The organism is uncultured Nevskia sp. (assembly GCF_903885465.1).
GTDB lineage: Bacteria > Pseudomonadota > Gammaproteobacteria > Nevskiales > Nevskiaceae > Nevskia.
In genome coordinates this window covers 1-19,644 of sequence record NZ_CAISIQ010000562.1, presented here as the reverse complement: position 1 = coordinate 19,644, position 19,644 = coordinate 1, and the positions used below count along the sequence as shown (strand labels likewise).

General features: G+C 64.5%; 17 protein-coding genes. 12 read left to right on the top strand and 5 right to left on the bottom strand.

Annotated elements, in window-relative coordinates; all coding sequences use genetic code 11:
* The 7 genes from QZY06_RS21880 to QZY06_RS21850 all read left to right on the top strand — a co-directional run.
* On the top strand, positions 1 to 705 hold a 705-nt coding region (locus QZY06_RS21880), incomplete at its 5' end, for an FAD-binding protein (protein ID WP_295688333.1).
* Positions 702 to 1,097, top strand: a complete 396-nt coding sequence (locus QZY06_RS21875) for a c-type cytochrome domain-containing protein (RefSeq protein ID WP_295688332.1) — start codon at positions 702 to 704, stop codon at positions 1,095 to 1,097. The genes QZY06_RS21880 and QZY06_RS21875, both read left to right, overlap by 4 nt.
* A gap of 148 nt (positions 1,098 to 1,245) precedes the next feature.
* Positions 1,246 to 3,609 carry a TonB-dependent receptor gene (locus QZY06_RS21870; RefSeq protein WP_295688331.1) on the top strand — a complete coding sequence of 788 codons (2,364 nt, stop codon included), beginning with the start codon at positions 1,246 to 1,248 and terminating at the stop codon, positions 3,607 to 3,609.
* Positions 3,610 to 3,825: 216 nt separating this feature from the next.
* Positions 3,826 to 4,338, top strand: a complete 513-nt coding sequence (gene msrB, locus QZY06_RS21865; protein WP_295688329.1) for a peptide-methionine (R)-S-oxide reductase MsrB — start codon at positions 3,826 to 3,828, stop codon at positions 4,336 to 4,338.
* A gap of 31 nt (positions 4,339 to 4,369) precedes the next feature.
* A complete protein-coding gene (locus QZY06_RS21860; protein WP_295688326.1) occupies positions 4,370 to 6,223 on the top strand; it encodes a cytochrome c biogenesis protein DipZ in 1,854 nt (617 codons plus the stop codon).
* A gap of 54 nt (positions 6,224 to 6,277) precedes the next feature.
* Complete coding sequence (gene msrA, locus QZY06_RS21855; RefSeq protein WP_295688323.1) at positions 6,278 to 6,991, top strand: peptide-methionine (S)-S-oxide reductase MsrA; 714 nt, start codon at positions 6,278 to 6,280, stop codon at positions 6,989 to 6,991.
* 43 nt (positions 6,992 to 7,034) lie between these two features.
* Positions 7,035 to 7,721 carry a M24 family metallopeptidase gene (locus QZY06_RS21850; protein ID WP_295688322.1) on the top strand — a complete coding sequence of 229 codons (687 nt, stop codon included), beginning with the start codon at positions 7,035 to 7,037 and terminating at the stop codon, positions 7,719 to 7,721.
* 164 nt (positions 7,722 to 7,885) lie between these two features.
* Here QZY06_RS21850 and QZY06_RS21845 read toward each other — a convergent pair whose 3' ends face one another.
* Both QZY06_RS21845 and QZY06_RS21840 read right to left on the bottom strand, forming a co-directional pair.
* Positions 7,886 to 9,415 (bottom strand): MFS transporter, encoded by a 1,530-nt coding sequence (locus tag QZY06_RS21845; RefSeq protein ID WP_295688320.1) that lies wholly within the window; start codon positions 9,413 to 9,415, stop codon positions 7,886 to 7,888.
* Between the two features lie 3 nt (positions 9,416 to 9,418).
* A complete protein-coding gene (locus tag QZY06_RS21840; protein ID WP_295688319.1) occupies positions 9,419 to 10,870 on the bottom strand; it encodes an efflux transporter outer membrane subunit in 1,452 nt (483 codons plus the stop codon).
* An 86-nt stretch (positions 10,871 to 10,956) separates the two neighbouring features.
* Between QZY06_RS21840 and QZY06_RS21835 the strand changes: the two genes are divergently transcribed.
* From QZY06_RS21835 to QZY06_RS21820, 4 genes are all read left to right on the top strand, one after another.
* Positions 10,957 to 11,577, top strand: coding sequence for a TetR/AcrR family transcriptional regulator (locus tag QZY06_RS21835; RefSeq protein ID WP_295688317.1), 621 nt, complete (start codon positions 10,957 to 10,959; stop codon positions 11,575 to 11,577).
* An 85-nt stretch (positions 11,578 to 11,662) separates the two neighbouring features.
* Positions 11,663 to 12,757: an efflux RND transporter periplasmic adaptor subunit gene (locus tag QZY06_RS21830; protein WP_295688315.1), complete on the top strand. Its 1,095-nt coding sequence runs from the start codon at positions 11,663 to 11,665 to the stop codon at positions 12,755 to 12,757.
* Positions 12,754 to 15,855: an efflux RND transporter permease subunit gene (locus QZY06_RS21825; protein WP_295688313.1), complete on the top strand. Its 3,102-nt coding sequence runs from the start codon at positions 12,754 to 12,756 to the stop codon at positions 15,853 to 15,855. Before QZY06_RS21830 ends, QZY06_RS21825 begins: the two co-directional genes overlap by 4 nt.
* The gene (locus tag QZY06_RS21820; protein WP_295688309.1) at positions 15,852 to 16,478 is read left to right on the top strand and encodes a glutathione S-transferase family protein; all 627 of its coding nucleotides are present in this window, start codon (positions 15,852 to 15,854) and stop codon (positions 16,476 to 16,478) included. Before QZY06_RS21825 ends, QZY06_RS21820 begins: the two co-directional genes overlap by 4 nt.
* On the opposite strand, the gene QZY06_RS21815 is transcribed toward QZY06_RS21820, so the two are convergent.
* Both QZY06_RS21815 and QZY06_RS21810 read right to left on the bottom strand, forming a co-directional pair.
* Positions 16,456 to 17,373, bottom strand: a complete 918-nt coding sequence (locus QZY06_RS21815; protein ID WP_295688306.1) for a ketopantoate reductase family protein — start codon at positions 17,371 to 17,373, stop codon at positions 16,456 to 16,458. The genes QZY06_RS21820 and QZY06_RS21815 overlap by 23 nt on opposite strands.
* Positions 17,374 to 17,436: 63 nt before the next feature.
* Positions 17,437 to 17,856 carry a VOC family protein gene (locus QZY06_RS21810; protein WP_295688303.1) on the bottom strand — a complete coding sequence of 140 codons (420 nt, stop codon included), beginning with the start codon at positions 17,854 to 17,856 and terminating at the stop codon, positions 17,437 to 17,439.
* A 240-nt stretch (positions 17,857 to 18,096) separates the two neighbouring features.
* On the opposite strand from QZY06_RS21810, the gene QZY06_RS21805 reads away from it, so the two are divergent.
* Positions 18,097 to 18,966 (top strand): transglutaminase family protein, encoded by an 870-nt coding sequence (locus QZY06_RS21805; protein WP_295688301.1) that lies wholly within the window; start codon positions 18,097 to 18,099, stop codon positions 18,964 to 18,966.
* Positions 18,967 to 18,984: 18 nt separating this feature from the next.
* Here the strand turns inward: QZY06_RS21805 and QZY06_RS21800 are convergent.
* On the bottom strand, positions 18,985 to 19,644 hold a 660-nt coding region (locus QZY06_RS21800; protein WP_295688298.1), incomplete at its 5' end, for an IS30 family transposase.

Below are 19,644 nucleotides of genomic sequence, written 5' to 3'. Positions count from 1 at the left end.
TACGGTCATCGCTGGGTCAATGAAAAGATCCAGTACGACGAGCGCGCGCAGTCGCATTTCGTCTGGGACCCGGTCAAGGCCGAATACCCGAACCTGCTCGGCTTCATGATCTGGGACTCGCGCACCGCCAAGCACTTCGCCGGCTATGACCCGATCCCGGCGGCGAACGCCAAGCTTGATCACGTCATCGAAGGCAAGACGCTCGAAGAGCTCGCGAAGAACATCGAAAGCCGTCTGGCCGGCATCGCCGCCAAGACCGGCAACCTGAAACTCGACAAGGCTTTCCTTGCCAATCTGAAAGCCAGCATCAAGCGCTACAACGGCTTCGCCAAGGCTGGGCGTGATCCGGATTTCTCGCGTGGCGAAGCGCCGATTGAAACCGCCTTCCATTTCATGGCGGTGCCGAAAGTCGCCAACCCGAACCCGAATCTGCTGATGCACCCGATCGCCGATGCAGGCCCTTACTACGCGACGATCGTCGGCGCCGGCACGCTCGATACCAAGGGCGGCCCGGTGGTCAATTCGCAGGGGCAGGTGCTTGATGCGCAGCGTAAGCCGATTCCGGGCCTGTATGCCGCAGGCAACTGCGTGGCGGCGCCGGCTGGTCAGGCCTACTGGGCTGGCGGCGGCACCATCGGCCCGGCGATGACCTTCGGCTATCTGGCCGGGACGGCGGCGCTGACCGAGCCAGTGCGCTCGGCATGAAGACCTCGATTGCGATCGGGCTGGGCAGCGCGCTGATCGCGATGGCTGCGTCTGCCGACGAGGCCGTCAGCTACCGCACCCAGCTGCAGCCGATCTTCAACGCCCAGTGCGTGTACTGCCACGTCACCGGCGCCGAGAACGGCGGCCTCAATCTGGCGCGCGCAAGTTCGTACGCGAGTCTGGTCGGCGCTGCGAGCACCGAGTCTCCGCTGCAGCGGGTGACGCCGGGCCAGCCGGATAAGAGCTACCTGTGGCACAAGCTGAACGGCACTCATGTCAGCGTCGGCGGTAGCGGCAACGCGATGCCGATGTCCGATCCGCCGCGCCTGCTCGAACCGGCGCAGCGGGCTTTGTTCAAGGCCTGGATCGAGGGCGGGGCGCCGAACAACTAGTTTCGAGGGCTTTCCCACGCAGGGCGCTTGATCAGGCCTTGCGGCTTTTTTCCGAGCGTCGTTATATGCTCATGTATATAACGATTAAATAAGGGAAGCCTCTGTGCCTAACAAGCTTGCGCTCGCCGCTGCATCGGCGTGTTTTTCCGTGCTGTCCGTCGCTGCGCAGGAGTCGGCTTCGCCGCCCCCGGTCGCCGATGAGAAAGCGGCGGCCGACAGGAGCAATGCAGGCGAAGCCACTACGCTCGGCGAAGTGATCGTCACGGCTCGTCGCCGCGAGGAGAACGTTCAGTCGGTGCCCGCCGCGATCTCGGTGATCGGCGGCAAGCTGCTCGACAGCAGCTACACGGTCAATACCCAGTCGCTCAGCCAGCTGGTGCCGACGCTGTACTACAACTCGGCCAATCCCCGGAACACCGCGTACACGATCCGCGGCCTGGGCTCGAACACCTTGTCGGTCAGCGCTGCCAATGACGGCATCGAACCGGGCGTCGGTTTCTATGTCGATCAGGTCTATCACGGCCGCCCGGCCACGGCCTCGTTCGATTTCACCGACATCGATCGCATCGAAGTGCTGCGCGGCCCGCAGGGCACCTTGTTCGGCAAGAACACCACCGCCGGTGCCATTCACGTCATCAGCCGCGAACCGACATTCACGCCGGAACTGAACGGGGAAGTGTCGCTGGGAGAATTCAATTTCCTGCAGGCCAAGACCAGCTTCTCCGGGCCGCTCCTCGATGACGTGGTGGCTGGTCGCGTTTCAGGACAATTCACTCGGCGCGATGGCGTCATCCACAACGTCAGGACCGATGTTGATGAGAACGAGCTGAACAATTACGCCTTGCGCGGTCAGCTGCTGTTCCTGCCGATGGAGAACCTGAAGCTGCGACTGATCGCCGATGTCTCCGATCTGGACGCCGCCTGCTGCACGCAGAGTTTCCTGCGGGTTGCCCAGAGCCGGCGCAGCCCCGCACGACAGTTCCCGGCATTGGCCGCAGGCCTCGGCTACGAGCCGCCAAGCCGCGATGTCTATGACCGCCTGACCGACATCGACGCCGATCTGCGCATCGATACCCAGGACGGCGGCGCTTCGCTGATCACCGAGTGGAATCTGGGCACGCAAACGCTGACCTCGGTCACCGCCTGGCGCTACTGGGACTGGAACGTCGCCAACGATCGCGACTACATCGGCGTGCCGATCCAGACACTTCAGCGCATTCCCTCGCGCCAGGATCAGTACAGCCAGGAATTGCGCATCGCCACCGATGGCGCCGGGCCGCTGAACTACGTTGGCGGGCTGTACTTCTACACGCAGGAGATTTCCGGCCAGCCGACCAGTGTCTACGGGCCGGAAGCAGCCTACTGGCTGCTCAATCAGGCGAACTTCACGGCGACCATCCCGCGCGATCTGCTCGACGGTTACGGGCAGATCGGCCAGTCGCGCTTCGATGTGAAGAGCTACGCGGCCTTCGGTGAAGTGAGTTACGAAGTCATCCCGCGCCTGACCGGCACTCTGGGTCTGCGCTACACCTACGAGGACAAGAACGGCAGCTACGCGACGCAGGTGTTCGGCGGGCCCGATCTGACGCAATACAACGCGGCCACTGCAGCGGAACTGAAGCGCGCCCAGCTGTCGATCCTGCGGCCGCAGAATTATTCGGCGGCGGACTCCGGCGGCAATGTGTCCGGCCGCGCCAATCTGGCGTATCAGCTGACGCAAAGCCTGCTGAGCTACGCAAGCTACGCCTATGGCTTCAAGTCCGGCGGCCTCAATCAATCGGGCCTGCCGCTGGACGCCCAGAACCAGCCGGCGCTGGCGACGGCGGTGATCAAGGACGAAAAGAACGCGACCATCGAGCTCGGCCTGAAGTCGACCCTGTTCGATGGACGTGCGACCGCGAACCTCGCTGTCTACCGGTCCGTGGTCGAGGACTACCAGGCCAATGTCGTCTCCAATATCGAGACAGCGGCGCTGCGTTCGTATCCGGCCAATGTTCCCGAAGTGCGCGTGCAGGGCGTGGAACTGGATGTGGTCGCGCTGCTGTTCAAGGGCTTTCAGGTACGCGCCTCGATGGCCTACGCCGATGGCGAGAACACCGACTATCCCGCCGGGCCATGCCCGCTCGAAGTGCAGACCGCCGCCACCGTTGCCTGCAACCTCACCGGGGTCCGGCTGGCGGGTTTGTCGAAGTGGGTCGGCAGCGTCGGCTTCGATTACACGCTGCCGGCAGGCCCGGGCGCCGTGATCGTCCACGTCGATACGAACTCGCGCACCGGCTACAACAGCGATACCTCGGCATCGCAGTACACCGAGATCAGCGGCTACACGGTCACCAATGCCAGCCTTGGCTACCGCTTCAGAACCGGTTGGGAATTCGACGTCTTCGCCCGCAACCTGTTCGATACCGACTACATCACCGCACTGACCATCCAGACGGGCAATTCGGGGCTGATCCTCGGTCAGCCCAGCGATCCGCGCATCGTCGGCATGACGGTCCGCTACAGGTTCTGAGCAAGGCTGTTGGAACCGGAAAGAACGGACGCAGGATCAAGGCTCGCAGGGATTTTCCCCTGCGGGCCTTTCACGTTTTGATCAAAGGAACGCCAGCGATCGTGGCGTTGCGAGCATGATTTTCGAACGCCCGGCGCTATTCCGGACCTCGTCCGGATCGCCACACTCTGCGTATCAGGATGAACGAATTCATCCGTCACGAGCCTTGGAGCAAGCATGAACCTGTCCCGACGTCTGCTGCTCACGACTGGCCTTGCCGGTCTTGCAACGAGCTTCATCAGTTGCCGCAGCGAAAGCGAGCCGCTGAGCGCAGCGACCACCTCCGCCGAGCGCTTTGAAGTGAGCCGTAGCGACGAGGAATGGCGCAAGCAGCTGACACCCAACCAGTACGCCGTGCTGCGCCGCGAAGCCACCGAGCGGCCGTACACCAGTCCGCTCAACGACGAGCATCACGCTGGCACCTTCGCCTGTGCGGGCTGCGATCGCGAGCTGTTTGCGTCGGACACCAAGTTCGAGAGCGGAACCGGTTGGCCGAGCTTCTGGAAGCCGATCGACAAGACCGCGGTCGGCGAACGAGAAGATGGTTCGGCGGGCATGGCACGGACCGAAGTGCATTGCGGCCGCTGCGGTGGCCATCTGGGCCATGTCTTCAACGACGGCCCGGTGCCGACCGGCCTGCGCTACTGCATGAACGGGGTCGCGATGAGCTTCAAGCCGGTGGCCGCGTGAAACCATCTCCCATGCTGTGCTCGGAGGCGATGTGCTGCTGATCCTGCTGGCTTACCTCGGTGGCGTGTTGACGATCCTGAGCCCCTGCATCCTGCCGGTGCTGCCGTTCGTGTTTGCGCGTGCCGGGCAGCCCTTCGTACGCAGCGGGCTGCCGATGCTGTTGGGCATGGCGATCACTTTTGCGCTGGTCGCCACCCTGGCGGCGGTCGGCGGTGGTTGGGCGGTGCAGGCCAATCAGTACGGCCGCTTGATCGCAATTCTGCTGCTTGGATTCTTCGGTCTGACCTTGTTGCTGCCGCGACTGGCCGATCGGCTGATGCAGCCGCTGGTGGCGCTCGGCGGTCGGCTGTCGCAATCAGCGGATGCAGCGGGCGGCGGTGCTTCGATCCTGCCGTCGCTGGTGCTCGGCATGGCCACCGGCCTGCTTTGGGCGCCATGCGCCGGCCCGATCCTCGGCCTGGTGCTGACCGGCGCGGCGCTGCAAGGTGCGAACGGCAAGACCACCTTGCTGCTGGTCGCCTACGGTCTGGGCGCAGCCACTTCCCTGGCGGCCGCGCTGCTGATCGGCGGCAAGCTATTCGCAGCCTTGAAGCGTTCGCTGGGCACTGGCGAATGGATACGCCGCGGCCTGGGCGCTGCGGTGCTGGTTGGTGTCATCGCCATTGCCTTCGGATGGGATACCGGCGTTCTGACGCGATTGTCGCTGGCCAGCACTGCCGGCTTCGAGCAGAAGATCGTCGATCAACTGCACCCGGAGGGCTCGCAGGCGAACCCCGCGCCGGACGCAGACATCCTGGTCGACGGCGGCGCCATGAACGGCGGCGGCATGATGATGGCGGCCGATCCGGATCACACGGGCGGCGGCATGATGATGGCCGCGCCCGGCAATGGCGCGGCTGCCGGCCCGCCGATCGAAGGCCGACTGCCGTCGCTGGCCGGTGCGGTCGCCTGGCTGAACTCGCCGCCGCTGAGCGTCGACAGCCTGCGCGGCAAGGTGGTGCTGATCGACTTCTGGACCTACTCCTGCATCAACTGCCTGCGCACCTTGCCCTATGTTCGCGCCTGGGCTGACAAGTACCGCGACCAGGGCCTGGTGGTGATCGGCGTGCATGCGCCGGAGTTCGCGTTCGAGAAGGATCTCGACAATGTCCGACGGGCGACCAAAGACCTGAAGGTGGGTTATCCCGTTGCGATCGACAACGACTACGCGATCTGGCGCGGCTTCGGCAATCGCTTCTGGCCGGCGCATTACTTCATCGACACCGAAGGCCGTATCCGCCATCACCATTTCGGCGAAGGCGGTTACGACGAGTCGGAGAAGATGATCCAGCAACTGCTGGCCGAGGCCGGCAAGGCCGCTGGCGACAGCGGGCTGGTGAAAGTCGAGGCTGGCGGCGTTGCTCAGGCGGCCAACGATGCCGCAGTGAAATCGCCTGAAACCTATCTCGGCTACAGCCGCGCCGAGAACTTCGTTTCGGCAGATGCGGCCAACAGCGCCGTCGTTCGCGATGAAGCCAAGTCATACGCCATTCCGGGCCAACTGACTCTTAATCAGTGGGCACTGGCCGGCACCTGGAACATCGGCAAGGAACAGGCGCGGCTGAGCGGCAAGGCTGGCCGCATCGCATTCCGCTTCCATGCCCGCGACGTCAACCTGGTGCTCGGCCCGGGGCCAAGCGGCAAGCCAGTGCGTTATCGCGTGCTGCTCGATGGCAAGCCGCCCGCCGCCAGCCATGGCGTCGACAGTGACGCGCAAGGTCTGGGCAGCGTCCGCACACAACAGCTCTATCAACTGGTTCGCCAAGCCGGCGCGGTCGAGGAGCGGACTTTCGAGATCGAATTCCTCGATCCCGATGTCGAAGCATTTGCATTCACTTTTGGTTAGAAGAGGCCTCCCATGTCGAACTTCAATTCGTCTTCATCATCCTTTGCAGGCCGGATGACGCGTGCCGCGCTGGTGCTGGGTGCGTTCGCGATCGCTGTCTCCCTGTTCTGGCAGGCGCCGGCCTATTCAGAGAAACCTGCTGCAGTAGCGGTGGTGCCGGCACCGAAGTTCGATGAAACGGCCCCGGCAGAAAGCGGCAGCGAAACCGCCGTGTTTGCCGGTGGCTGCTTCTGGGGCGTGCAGGGCGTTTACCAGCGAGTCAAGGGCGTCAGCCGGGCGATCTCCGGCTATGCCGGCGGCAGCGCTTCGACGGCTTATTACGAACTGGTCGGCAGCGGCCGCACCGGCCACGCCGAAGCGGTCGAGATCAGCTACGACCCGAAGCAGGTCAGCTACGGCCAGTTGCTGCAGATCTATTTTTCCGTCGTTGCCGATCCAACCCAGAAGGATCGTCAGGGGCCGGATCGCGGCACTCAGTATCGTTCGGCGATCTTTCCGAAGAACGATCTGCAGCGGCGGATCGCCGAAAGCTATATCGCCCAGTTGACCGAAGCCGGCAGCTTCGCGCAGCCGATCGTCACCACCACCGAAACGCTGCCGGGCTTTTTCCCTGCCGAGGCTTACCACCAGGATTTCCTGGTCCACAATCCGACTCAGGCGTATATCGCGATCAACGATATTCCGAAGGTCGAAGCACTGAAGCGGATTTTCCCGGACCGTTACCGCGACCAGCCGGTGCTGACCTCGGTCGCAGTGCTCGCGCGTTGACCCTGCTCCGACGCTGGCGGTCCGTGCGTCTATCCTGCCGGGCATGAATGCTGAAATCGACCGTGCAACTGCCCTTGCCGAAGCGCAATCGAAAGCCGCTGCGCTGTTCGCGCGGATCGAGCAGAGCCTGATCCGGCCGGGGGTTTCCGAATCGCAGCTGACTCGCGAAATCGCCGAGCTGGGGCTGCGGGAATTCGGTATCGAACGTAACTGGCACAAGCGGCTGGTGCGGGCCGGCGTCAACACGCTGGCACCTTACGACGATGATCCGCCCGAGCTGACGCTGGGCGAAGACGACATCGTGTTCGTCGATCTCGGGCCGATCTTCGAAGCCTGGGAGGCCGATTTCGGACGCACCTATGTGCTCGGCAACGATCCGGCGAAGCTGCGCCTGCGCGATGACGTGGCCACGGCTTTCGCAGCCGGCAAGCGCTACTTCCAGGCGCATCCGGAGATCACCGGCAGCGAACTGTTCCGCTACCTGCAGTCACTGGCGGTCGATGCGGGCTGGGAGTTCGGCGGCAGCATCGCGGCCCATCTGGTCGGCGAGTATCCGCACAAGAGTCTTCCGGAGAATCCCAGCGTTGGCTACGCAGACGCCAACCACCATCGGCCGATGCGCGGGCTGGATTCACTCGGCCGGCAGCGGCACTGGATACTTGAAATCCATTTCGTTGACCGCACGCGCAGGATCGGCGCGTTCTACGAAGAGCTGCTGACGATCGGCTAGCGCAGTTTCCTAGCAGAATGGAATCACAAGATTCCGTCAGGCCCGCGCAGGCGGGCATCCAGTTCTGATGCGGTGCGCTACGGCCAAAACCGGATTCCCGCCTGCGCGGGAATGACAGGTGTTTGTAGATCTTGAAAGAGAATATGCTGGAGCTAGTTGGCGGCTCAGCGGCTCAGCTCCGCGGCGCTGCTGCCCGCCATCAGCAAACGGGTCAGGATCAGGGCCGTCAGCGCGACACCCGCGGCGGTCAGCGTTGCAGCCGAGAAGCCGGCTTCGAAGGCCGCTTTCAAGTTGTCGCCAGCGCTGTCGCGAATCGCTGCGGGCAGGCTTTGCATGGCGCCGCCGACATCGCCCGCCGTGTAGCGCTTGGCCGCGGCCAGCGCGGCTGGAACGTCGATGCCCCAATCGCCGGCAACGCGGGTGATGTGCTTCGAGGTCACTGCGAGCAGTACCGCGCCGAGGCCGGCGACGCCGAACAGCAGGCCGCTGAAACGCGCTGTTGCACCGAGGCCCGAGGACATGCCGGCACGCTGGGTCGGCACGGCGTTCTGCATCGCTTTCGCGGTCTCGCCATTGAGCAGGCCGGCACCGCTGCCGGCGAACAGCATCGCGATCGCGAACGGTAGATACGAGGCAGCAGCACTCGCCAAGGTCGCCAGAGCGAGATTCGCCAGCGAGGTGATCGCCAGCCCCAGACACAGGATCGAGCGCGATGACCAGGTCGTCGCCAGCCAGGCGCCGACCCGTGGCACGATCAGCATCGGCAGCGCGAACGGCAGCATCGCCAGGCCGGCGATCATCGGCGTGTAGCCATAGGTGTTCTGCAGATACAGCGGCAGGTAGAAGATCATCACCTGCGCACCGCCCGCGTAGCCGATCATCGCGAAGGCGCTGCCGACGAAGTTGCCAGAGCGGAACAGGCCGAAGTCGACCATCGGCCGCGTCTGCATTCGCTCGACAGCAACGAAAGCCGCCAACAGCAAGACGCCGCCGCCGAAGCGCCACAGCACGGCCGGCGCGAACCAGCCCAGAGCATTGCCGTCGATCACCGCCCAGGTCAGCAGGAACAGGCCGCTGCTGAAGGTGGCCACACCCGCGTGATCGAGGCGCTTGGCTTCCGGGTCATTCGATTCGGGAATGACTTTCAAGGTGGCGACGATCAGCACTGCGCAGATCGGCAGATTGATCAGGAACACCCAGTGCCAGCCGAACAGGCTGGAGATGACGCCGCCAAGGATTGGCCCGCAGGTGATCGCGAGGCCAAGGCTTGCGCCCCAGAACGCATAAGCCCGAGCGCGTTCGGCGGGCGGAAAGCTGTGGTTGATGATCGCCAGCGCGGCGGTCAGCAGCAGCGCGGCGCCAGCACCCTGCAAGGCGCGGGCAAGATTGAGCATCAGCGGCGATACCGCCAGCGCGCAGAGCAGCGAGGCCACCGCGAAGATTGCCTGGCCGAGCAGCACGGCGCGGCGGCGGCCGTAGAGATCACCGAACGAACCGGCCGCCAGCAGCAGCGCGGCGAAGGGCAGCACGTAGGCGGTGACTACCCACTGCATGTCGGCGAAACTCGCCTGCAATGAACTGGCGATGGTCGGCAGCGATACGGCGACGACGTTCGAATCGAGCATCACCAGCGACGACACCAGCGAGGCGATCAGCAGGATGCTGCGCTGCTGGGACTTGGAAGGAATGCTCATCGCTCAGGACCCTGTGTTCTCGGCGGGATTCCAGCCCCCGCCCAAGGCTCTGAACGACGCGATCGCCGCACGCGCCGCTTCGGTCTGCGCCTGGGCGCGGGCATCGCGGGTGGCCAGCAAGCGGCTGTCGGCATCGAGCACTTCAATCAGGCTGACCACGCCGCCCTTGTATGCGGCCAGCGAGGCATCGCGAGCGCGGACATACGAGCTTTCGCCGCTGGCCAGGCTGCTGGCCTGCGCTTCGCGGCGGACCAGCATCGAGAACGCGTCCTCGACATCCTGCGAAGCCCGCAGCACCGACAGCTTGTAGGCCGCCAGCGACTCGGCATTGCGGCCACGCGCCGCAGCGATCTCGGCATCGACTCGGACGAAATCGAAGATCCGCCAGCGCAGGCCCAGCGTCGCGCGCGCCTGACCGGCACCGCCATCGAACAGGTTGCCGGACACAGTCGTCGCAGTGCCGAGCAGGCCGCTCAACGACAGCTTCGGGTAGTACTCGGAGATTGCCGCACCGATCCGGGCATTGGCCGCCGCCAGCCTGCGTTCGGCAACGATCAGATCAGGCCGGCGGCGGATCAGATCGGCCGGGCCGCCGGCATCGGCAATCATCGGCGCGACCGGAATCGGCGAGGGCAGGGACAACTCCGCGCGATGAGTGCCCGGCTGTGTTCCGAGCAGGACATCGAGCGCGTTCGAGACCGATTCGAGTGCCGCTTCAAGCACCGGAATGCCGGCCTCGACCTGAGACAGCGCGCCCTCGGCCTGGCGCATCTGCAGTTCGGCGGCGACACCGGCTTCGTATTGCAGCTTGATCGTCGACAGCAGGCGGCGCTGGGTCTCGGCCTGCTGGTTAGCAATGGCAAGGCGCGCCTGCAGGCCGCGGATGCCGACATAGAGGTCGGCCGTCTGCGCAGCCACCGCAAGCCGGGCGGCGGCGATGCCGGCGCGCGAAGCCTGGTATTCGGCGATGGCCGCTTCGCGATCGCGGCGCTGGCCGCCGAACACGTCGATCTCCCAGCCGGCGCCGATGCCGGCTTCGTAATAGCCGCCGTTGCGATCGAAATCTGGAATCGCATCCAGCAGCCGACCCTGCGGCGTCTGCAAGGACAGATGGGCGCGCGCAGCCTGGGCGGAAACCTCACCGGACGGCAGCAGCGCCGCCGTCGCGAACTGCAGCGCGGCGCGGGACTGGCTGACTCGCGCCAGCGCTTGTGCGATATCGAGGTTGTCGGCCAGCGCCTGGGTCACTAGGTGGGTCAGCAGCGGATCGCCGAAGCCCTGCCACCAGCTGACCAGATCGGCGGCTGGTGCCGCCCGTCGCTGGTCGATACCCTGCCGGTTCTGGAACTGCGCGGGCGCGGCGAGGTCTGGCTGCTGGTACTCGGGGCCGACGGCGCAAGCCGTCAGCAGAGCGCCGACGAGACCGGATGCGAAAGTTCTGGAGGCGATGGACATTGGAGTTCCGCGATGACTGTCTGTGACCATATTACGTATTGGTCACTAGTTGTCAATTCGGGGCCACCCGCGATATATCTGAAACCATGAACGACATTGCACCAACCGCCGACGCCGGCCAGCGCGGGCCGACCGACCACACCATCCGCGACCAGATCGTCACGGCGGCTGGCGAGCACTTCAGCCGCTACGGCTACGGCAAGACCACGGTCTCCGATCTCGCCTCGTCGATTGGTTTCTCCAAGGCCTACATCTACAAGTTCTTCGAATCCAAGCAGGCGATCGGCGAAGCGATCTGCAGCAACACCCTGGCCTCGATCAGCAGCGAGGTGATGGCCTCGATTGCCGAAGGCCGCACCGCCACCGACAAGTTGCGGCGGATGTTCAAAGCCACTGTGGACAGTAGCGCCAAGCTGTTTTTCGATGATCGTAAGCTTTACGACATCGCCGCTTATTCGAGCCTGGAGCGCTGGGGTTCGTCGACCGCGCACCAGCGGCGGATGTTCGAACTGCTGCAGCAGATCGTTCTCGAAGGCCGTGCAGCAGGCGAGTTCGAGCGCAAGACGCCGCTCGACGAAACCTGCCGGGCGATCTTCGGCGCCATGCAGTCGTTCATGAACCCGGTGATGCTCCAGCACAATCTGGATCGCGTGCCGGAAGCGCCGAACGAGATCATCAGCCTGATCCTGCGCAGCCTGGCGCCCTGATCTGAGTACTTGTTTCTCTGTGACCAGTTGACAAATTGGTCACTCGTTGTCGAAACTGCTGGCTCACCTTGTTGGGAGAGCGACAGTGTCTTCATCGAAATCGATCGGCGTGTACCTGGCTGGCGCACTGCTGCTTTCCGCTTGTCACCATCAGGAAGCTGATCCGCGAACCGGCCTTCCGCTGGTGCGGACCGCCGAAGCCGGCAGCGCAACTTCGACCGGACGCGGCTACACCGGCATCGTTTCGGCGCGGGTACAGAGCGATCTCGGCTTCCGGGTAGCAGGCAAGATCGTCGAGCGATTGGTCGACCCGGGCGAGACGGTGAAACGTCTGCAGCCGTTGATGCGCATCGACCGGACCGATTTCACGTTGGCCACAGCGGCGCGCGCCGGCACCGTCGAAGCAGCGAAAGCCCGGGCGCTGCAGACCGCGGCCGACGAGAAGCGCTATCGCGGTCTGGTTGCCGAAGGCGCGGTCTCGGCCTCCGCCTACGATCAGATGCAGGCTGCCGCGCTGGCTGCGGCCGCAGAATTGAGTGCTGCGCAGGCGCAGATCGACGTGGCCCGCAACGAAGCCGGCTACTCGGTGCTTCTGGCCGATGCCGATGGCGTGGTCGTCGATACCCTGGCCGAGCCCGGACAAGTCGTTGCCGCCGGCCAGACCGTGGTCCGGCTGGCCCGTTCCGGCCCGCGCGAAGCGACGATTCATCTGCCGGAAACCCTGCGCCCTGCGATCGGCTCGGTGGCGAAAGCCAGCCTCTATGGCGGCACTGCCATGAGCAACGGCAGCGCCAAGCTGCGGCAGCTGTCGAGCGCAGCCGATCCGCGCACCCGCACCTACGAAGCTCGCTACGTGCTCGATGGCGCATCCGCCGCCGCGCCGCTCGGTGCAACGGTGACCATCTACATCCCCGAACCTGCCGGCCAGTCCGCGATGCAGATCCCGCTCAGCGCCGTGTTCGACAACGGCAAGGGGCCGGGTGTCTGGGTCGTCGATGGCCAAAAGACCAATGAGCCGCAGGTGTCCTGGCGTCCCATCGTGCTGGCCGCGATCGAGGACGAGACCGCGACTCTGGCCAGCGGGCTGGCGGCCGGTGATCGCTTCGTCACGCTCGGGCCGCATCTGCTGCATCAGGGCGACAAGGTCCGGCTTGCTGCCGCGCCAGGAGCCGCCCAGTGAGCGGCTTCAATCTGTCGGCGCTGGCGGTTCGCGAACGCAGCGTCACGCTGTTCCTGATCATCGCGATTTCGCTGACCGGCCTGTTCGCCTTCCTGAAGCTGGGCCGTGCTGAAGATCCGGGTTTCACGATCAAGGTGCTGACCGTGGTCACGGCCTGGCCCGGCGCCACCGCGCAGGAAATGCAGGACCTGGTCGCCGAGCCGCTGGAAAAGCGGATGCAGGAGTTGAAGTGGTACGACCGCGCCGAAACCTTCACCCGGCCCGGCCTCGCATTCATGACCGTGACCCTGAAGGATTCGACGCCGCCACTGACCGTGCCGGATGAGTTCTACGAGGCACGCAAGAAGCTCGGCGACGAAGCGGCCAAGCTGCCGCGCGGCGTCGCTGGCCCGTTCATCAACGCCGACTATGCGGATGTCTCGTTCGCGCTCTACGCACTGAAGGCCAAGGGCGAGCCACAACGGCTGCTGGTGCGCGAGGCAGAAACGCTGCGTCAGCGCCTGCTGCACGTGCCGGGCGTGAAGAAGATCAACATCATCGGCGAGCGGCCGGAGCGGATCTTCGTCGAGTTTTCCTACGCGCGCCTCGCCAACCTCGGCGTCTCGGCGCGCGACATCTTCAAGGCGCTCAACGATCAGAACCTGGTGACGCCGGCCGGCTCGATCGATACCGCAGGGCCGCAGGTGCTGGTTCGTCTCGATGGTGGCTTCGATGATCTGCAGAAGATCCGCGACACGCCGATCATCGCTGCCGGCCGCAGCCTGAAGCTGTCCGACATCGCCGAAGTGAAGCGCGGCTACGAAGACCCCGCCAGCTTCCTGATCCGCAACGATGGCGAGCCCGCGCTACTGCTCGGCGTGGTGATGAAGGAGCGCTACAACGGCCTGCTGCTGGGCGCGGATCTGGCCAAGGAAGCCAAGGCGATCTCGAGCGAGATGCCGCTGGGGCTGTCGTTCACCAAGATCACCGACCAGTCAGTGAATATCGAGGAGGCCTACGACGAATTCATGCTCAAGTTCTTCGTTGCGCTCGTGGTGGTCATCGTGGTTTGCCTGGTCAGTATGGGTTGGCGGGCAGGCTTGGTGGTCGCGGCGGCAGTACCGCTGACCCTGGCCGGCGTCTTCATCGTCATGCTGGCCACCGGACGGGATTTCGATCGCATCACGCTGGGCGCGCTGATCCTGTCGCTGGGCCTACTGGTGGACGACGCGATCATCGTCATCGAAGCCATGATCGTGAAGATGGAAGAAGGTCTGGACCGCGTCGTCGCCTCGACCTACGTCTGGAACCACACTGCCGCACCGATGCTGGCCGGCACGCTGGTCACCGCGATCGGGCTGATGCCGGTGGGCTTTGCCAAGTCCGGCGCCGGCGAATATGCCGGCAACATCATCTGGGTGGTGAGCTTCGCGTTGCTGACGTCGTGGGTCATTGCCGTCGGCTTCACGCCTTACATCGGCGTCAAGCTGCTGCCAGCCATCAGGAAGGTCGAAGGCGGGCACGCCGCGATCTACGGCACGCCGCGCTACCGGCGCCTGCGCGCGATGATCGTCGGCACGATCCGGCACAAGAAGAAGGTCGCAGCCGCGGTGCTGGCCAGCCTGTTCGCCGCGGTATTCCTGCTGGGCTTCGCCAAGAAGCAGTTCTTCCCGATCTCCGATCGTCCGGAAGTGTTCGTCGAAGTGCAGATGCCCGAAGGCAGCAGCATCGAGTCGACCAGTGCCGCGGTCGAGAAGATGGAAGCCTGGCTGCGCCAGCAGCCCGAGACCAAAATCGTCACCAGCTATATCGGCCAGGGCGCTCCGCGTTTCTATCTGGCGATCTCGCCGGAACTGCCGGACCCCTCGTTCGCCAAGATCGTGGTGCTCACCGAAAATCCGGAAGCACGCGAGATCCTCAAGCGCCGTGTCCGCGAGGTCGCCATGCAGGGGCTGGTGCCTGAAGCACGCATTCGCGCGACGCAGATTGTGTTCGGGCCGTATTCGCCTTTTCCGGTGGCCTTCCGGGTGATGGGGCCGGAGGAGGGTCAGGTACGCGAGATCGCCGAGAAGGTGCGCGGCGTGATGCTGGCCAATACCTCGATGCGTCAGGTCAACACCAACTGGAGTGAGCGCGTGCCGGTCCTGCACTTCGTGCTCGACCAGGAACGCCTCGCCGCCATCGGCCTGAGCTCGCACGATGCTTCCGAGCAGTTGCAGTTCCTGCTGAGCGGTGTGCCGGTGACGCAGATCCGCGAGGACATCCGCTCGGTGGAGGTGGTGGCGCGTAGTGCAGGTCCCGAGCGCCTCGACCCCGCCAAGCTCGGCGCTTTCACGCTGACCGGTGTCGCCGGCCAGCGTGTGCCGCTGGATCAGATCGGCAAGATCGAAGTACGCATGGAAAATCCGATCCAGCATCGGCGCGATCGGTTGACCACGATCACGGTGCGCGGCGACATCGGTGAAGAGTTCCAGCCGCCAGAGATTTCGCTGCAGGTGATCAAGGCCATCGCGCCGATCGTGGCGACGTTGCCGAGCGGCTACAAGATCGAGACCGCCGCCGCGCTGGAAGAAGCCGGCAAGGCCAATGCGGCGCTTGCTGCCGTGTTTCCGATCATGCTGATCCTGCTGACCATCGTGATCATCTTCCAGGTGCGTTCGATCGCCGCGATGGCGATGGTGCTGCTGACAGCGCCGCTGGCGCTGGTCGGCGTGGCGCCGACCCTGCTGCTGTTCAACCAGTCCTTCGGCTTCAACACGATCATCGGCTTGATCGGTCTGGCCGGCATCATCATGCGCAACACGCTGATCCTGATCGGGCAGATCCACAGCAACGAGCACGAGGGCCTTGATCCCTTCCACGCCCTGGTCGAGGCGACCGTGCAGCGCTCGCGGCCGGTCATCCTCACGGCCCTGGCCGCGGTGTTCGCCTTCATTCCGCTGACCTTCTCGGTGTTCTGGGGCTCGCTGGCCTTCACCCTGATCGGCGGGACCATCGGCGGCACCGTGCTGACCCTGGTGTTCCTGCCGGCGCTGTACGCGATCTGGTTCCGGATCAAGCCGGACGCGAGCCAGCCCGAGCATCAGCCCGCATCACTTTCCAACCGAGGTCTCGCATGAACGACATGATCGAACTGCATGGCGCCCGCACCGGCAACTGCTTCCGCGTCGCGATCGCGCTGGAAGAAACCGGCCTGGCCTATCGCGTGGTGCTTGTCGATCTCGCCAATGGCGAGCATCAACGCCCGGAACATCTGGCGCTGAACCCGGCCGGCAAGGTGCCGACCATCGTCGCCAGCCTGCGGGGCGGGCAGCGCCTGGTGCTGTCCCAATCGAATGCGATCCAACTGCACCTGGCCGAGCGCGCGCCGGGTCGGTTGCTTCCGGAAGCCGATCCCGCGCGAGCCCTGGCGCTGGAGCGCTACCTGTACTTCGTCACCGACGTCATCGCGCCCAGCCACTCGGGGTTCTCTCTGAGCCGCGTACCGGCCAGCGGCAATGGCGCTGAACTGCTGAATCAGCGCTCGCTGGACGCGATCTACGCCGCGGATCACATGGTCGGCCCATCAGGCTTCATCAGCGGCGACCGCTTCGGCCTGGCCGACATCGCCGCCTTGACCATGCTGCTGTCCGTCGAACAGAAGCTGGACTGGGCGCGTATTCCTCGTCTTCAGCGTTGGCTCGAAACGGTGCGGACGCGGCCCGCCGTCATCCGCGGTTTCAAGGCCTTCGATCCGAGTTGAGAGGACTGCCGCCACGCTCCATCAAGCGCACCAGTGCATACAGCGCGCGATTGACCGGCGTCGGCACCTGCAGCCGCGCGCCGGTCTTCACGATGTAGCCATTGAGGTGCTCGATCTCGCTGGGTCGGCCGGCGGCGAGGTCCTGCGCGGTCGAGGAATACTGCGTGGCCATCGATTCGGCGATCTTCCCGATCGCGATGCGCGGATCGCTGTTCACGCGAATGCCGGCAGCGGCGGCAACGGCCAGGCACTCGGCAGCGACATCGTGCATCACCTGGAGCACCTGATCGCGTTTGACCAGTTCGCCGTAAGGCAGCTGCGGAATCGCCGACAGGGCATTGAACGCGCAGTTGATGATCAGCTTGTCCCAGAGTGCGGCGAGCACATCGTCGGAGACCGCCGTTGGAATGCTTGCCGCAGTCAGCAGCGCGGCGATCTCCGGGCTGCGCGCCGAGGCACCGATCAGCAGATCGCCACGGCCGTGATGACGGACATGACCCGGTCCTGCCATTTCCACTGCCACGTAGACCACGGCAGGAATGACCGGCCTGTCGAGCACCTGGGCGAGGCGATCGGCATTGTCGACGCCGTTCTGAAGGCTCAGCACGATCGCGTCCTCAGCGAGGTGCGGCGCCAATTCGCGGCCAGCGCTTTCGGTGTCACCGGATTTGACGCAGACCAGCACCAGCTCCGCGTCCGCCGCTGCTGCGGGTGAGACCGTTGCCCGGACCGGTAGGCGCTCCGAGAACGCCGCCGTCTCCAGGTTCAGGCCATCCCGATTGATGACCTCGACGTGCCGCTGCCGGCCCACCAGCGTGACCGGATGCCCGGCTCGCGCCAGCATCGCGCCGTAGTAGCAACCCACTGCACCTGCGCCCATCACCAGGGTCTTCATTGCTGCTCTGCCTTGCTGTTCGCCGCGATCATGCATCAGCTCGCAGCCCAGGCGCAGATGCCCTCATTGCTTCTGCTCACCGGTGGGGAAGGCCGCCATATCCATCCACATCGCGCCCCAGATATGGCCGTCCGGGTCTGCCATGTCCCGGCCGTACATGAAGCCGTGATCCTGAACCGGATTGATGTCGCCGGTTCCGCCATTCGCGGCGGCTGCTGCGTTCATCGCGTCGACCGATTCACGACTGTCCAAGGTGAGGGCGAGTGACACTTCGCTCGATGTTGACGGTGGGATAGGGCGAGTCGTGAAGGTGCGCCACTTCGCGTGGGTGAGCAGCATCACGCCGATCGTCTCGCTCCAGACCATGCAGGCAGCCGTATCGTCCGTGAACTGCGGGTTGTTCACGAAACCGAGGGCCTTGTAGAAGCTCATCGACGCAGCGAGATCGGTGACGGGCAGGCTTACGAAAATCATCTTGGTCATGCTGCTTCTCCTGTGGGTTGAGGGTGGCAACCATCTGGGTTGTCTTCTGTACGACGAACCACCCTTGGGGATTTCGACAGGCGTGGAGCAATTATTTTCGTTCTCCCGCCAGGAACCGCTCGATGGCATCGAGGACCCTGCTGTCAGGGCCGTGCCATCAATGAGCAGACGGTATATTCCACGGTGATTGAAGACAGCGACGGCTTTCCCCGAGCCCCTGAACCGAAGGCGCAGCGTTTCATGCAACTGACCATCAAGCACCGCACGCGCTACCAGTACGCGCGGGCGATCACGCTGCAGCCGCACCAGCTCATCATCACCCCGCGCGACAGCGGCGAACTGTTCACGGTGCGTCGGTCGCTGGAGTTCGTGCCGCCAGCGGAAGTCAGCTGGAGTGCGGACGTATTCGGCAATCTGATCGCGACGGCGACCTTCACTGAGCCGACCCGGGAACTGACCATCACCAGCGAAACAGTGGTCGAGCACACGGCGCCGGAATGGCCGATCTTCGCGATCTCGCCGGATGCCCACAGCTATCCGTTTGCCTACTCGCTCGACGATGTCGTTGATCTGGGTGCGCTTGCCCAGCCGGACTGGCTGACGCCTGATCCACAGCGCGTGGGCGCCTGGGCGCGTGGCTTTGTGTCGGCACTGCAGACCGACAGCCTGTCCCTGCTCAAGGACCTCAACGCCGGCGTGCTGGGCGACGTTCGCTATCGCGTTCGTGATGAGGAGGGGACGCAGTCACCTTCCAGCACATTGGAGCTGGGCAGTGGCTCGTGTCGCGATATCGCGGCGCTGTTCATCGAGGCAGCGCGCCATCTGGGATTCGGCGCCCGTGCGGTGTCGGGCTATCTCTTCGATCCGGATCAGAAGGACGAGGACGCTGGCTCCACGCATGCCTGGGCGGAAGTGTATTTGCCCGGCGCCGGCTGGATTGCCTTCGATCCGTCGAATCAAAGAGTCGGCGGCAGTCAGCTCGTGCCGGTCGCGTTCGCTCGCCTCAACCGGCAGATCATGCCGGTGACCGGCGGCTATATCGGCACGCCGGAAGACTTCGAGCAGATGGATGTCTCCGTCAGCGTCAGAGCCAGCGCGTTTTCGATTTAAACGCACACATAAAATCCGTCATTCCCGCGCAGGCGGGAAGGTGGATTCACATTTGAAATGCAACAGTTTGGCGAAAGCTTCGGCAGGCGTTTTGAAGCCGAGGCATTTACGCGGGGTGTGATTGTAGAGAAGTGCGATCTGACGGAAGTCGAGGGCGGTGAGGGTGTTCAGATCGGTTTTGCGAGGCAGGAAACGGCGCAGGCGGCCGTTGGCATTTTCGATGCCGCCTTTCTGCCAGGGCGCATGGGGATCGCAGAAGAAGGTTTTGATCTTGAGGGGTTGATGCAGGGTGTAGTGCTGGGCGAACTCAGTGCCGTTGTCGAAGGTCAGGGTGCGGCGCAGGTGGGCGGGTAGCGGAGCCAGCAAGGCTTTGAGGGTCTGCGCCAGCGGTTCGGCGGCTTTGCTGGCGAGGGGTACCACGGCGGTCAGGCGGGTGCGCCGCTCGTGCAGGGTCAGGACTGCTTGGCCGTAGCGAGAGAACAGCATCAGATCGGCTTCCCAGTGTCCGGGCTGTTGGCGGGTTTCGGCCTTTGCCGGACGTTTCTCAATGGAAACGCGGTGTTGGATGTGATGGACCGAAGAGCCGCCCTGCTTGCCACGACGGCCGCGCTGGCTTTTTCCACGCGGTAGGTAGTGCCGCCGCGCGTAGTCCTTGGTGCGGGCGATCTGGGCGGCGAT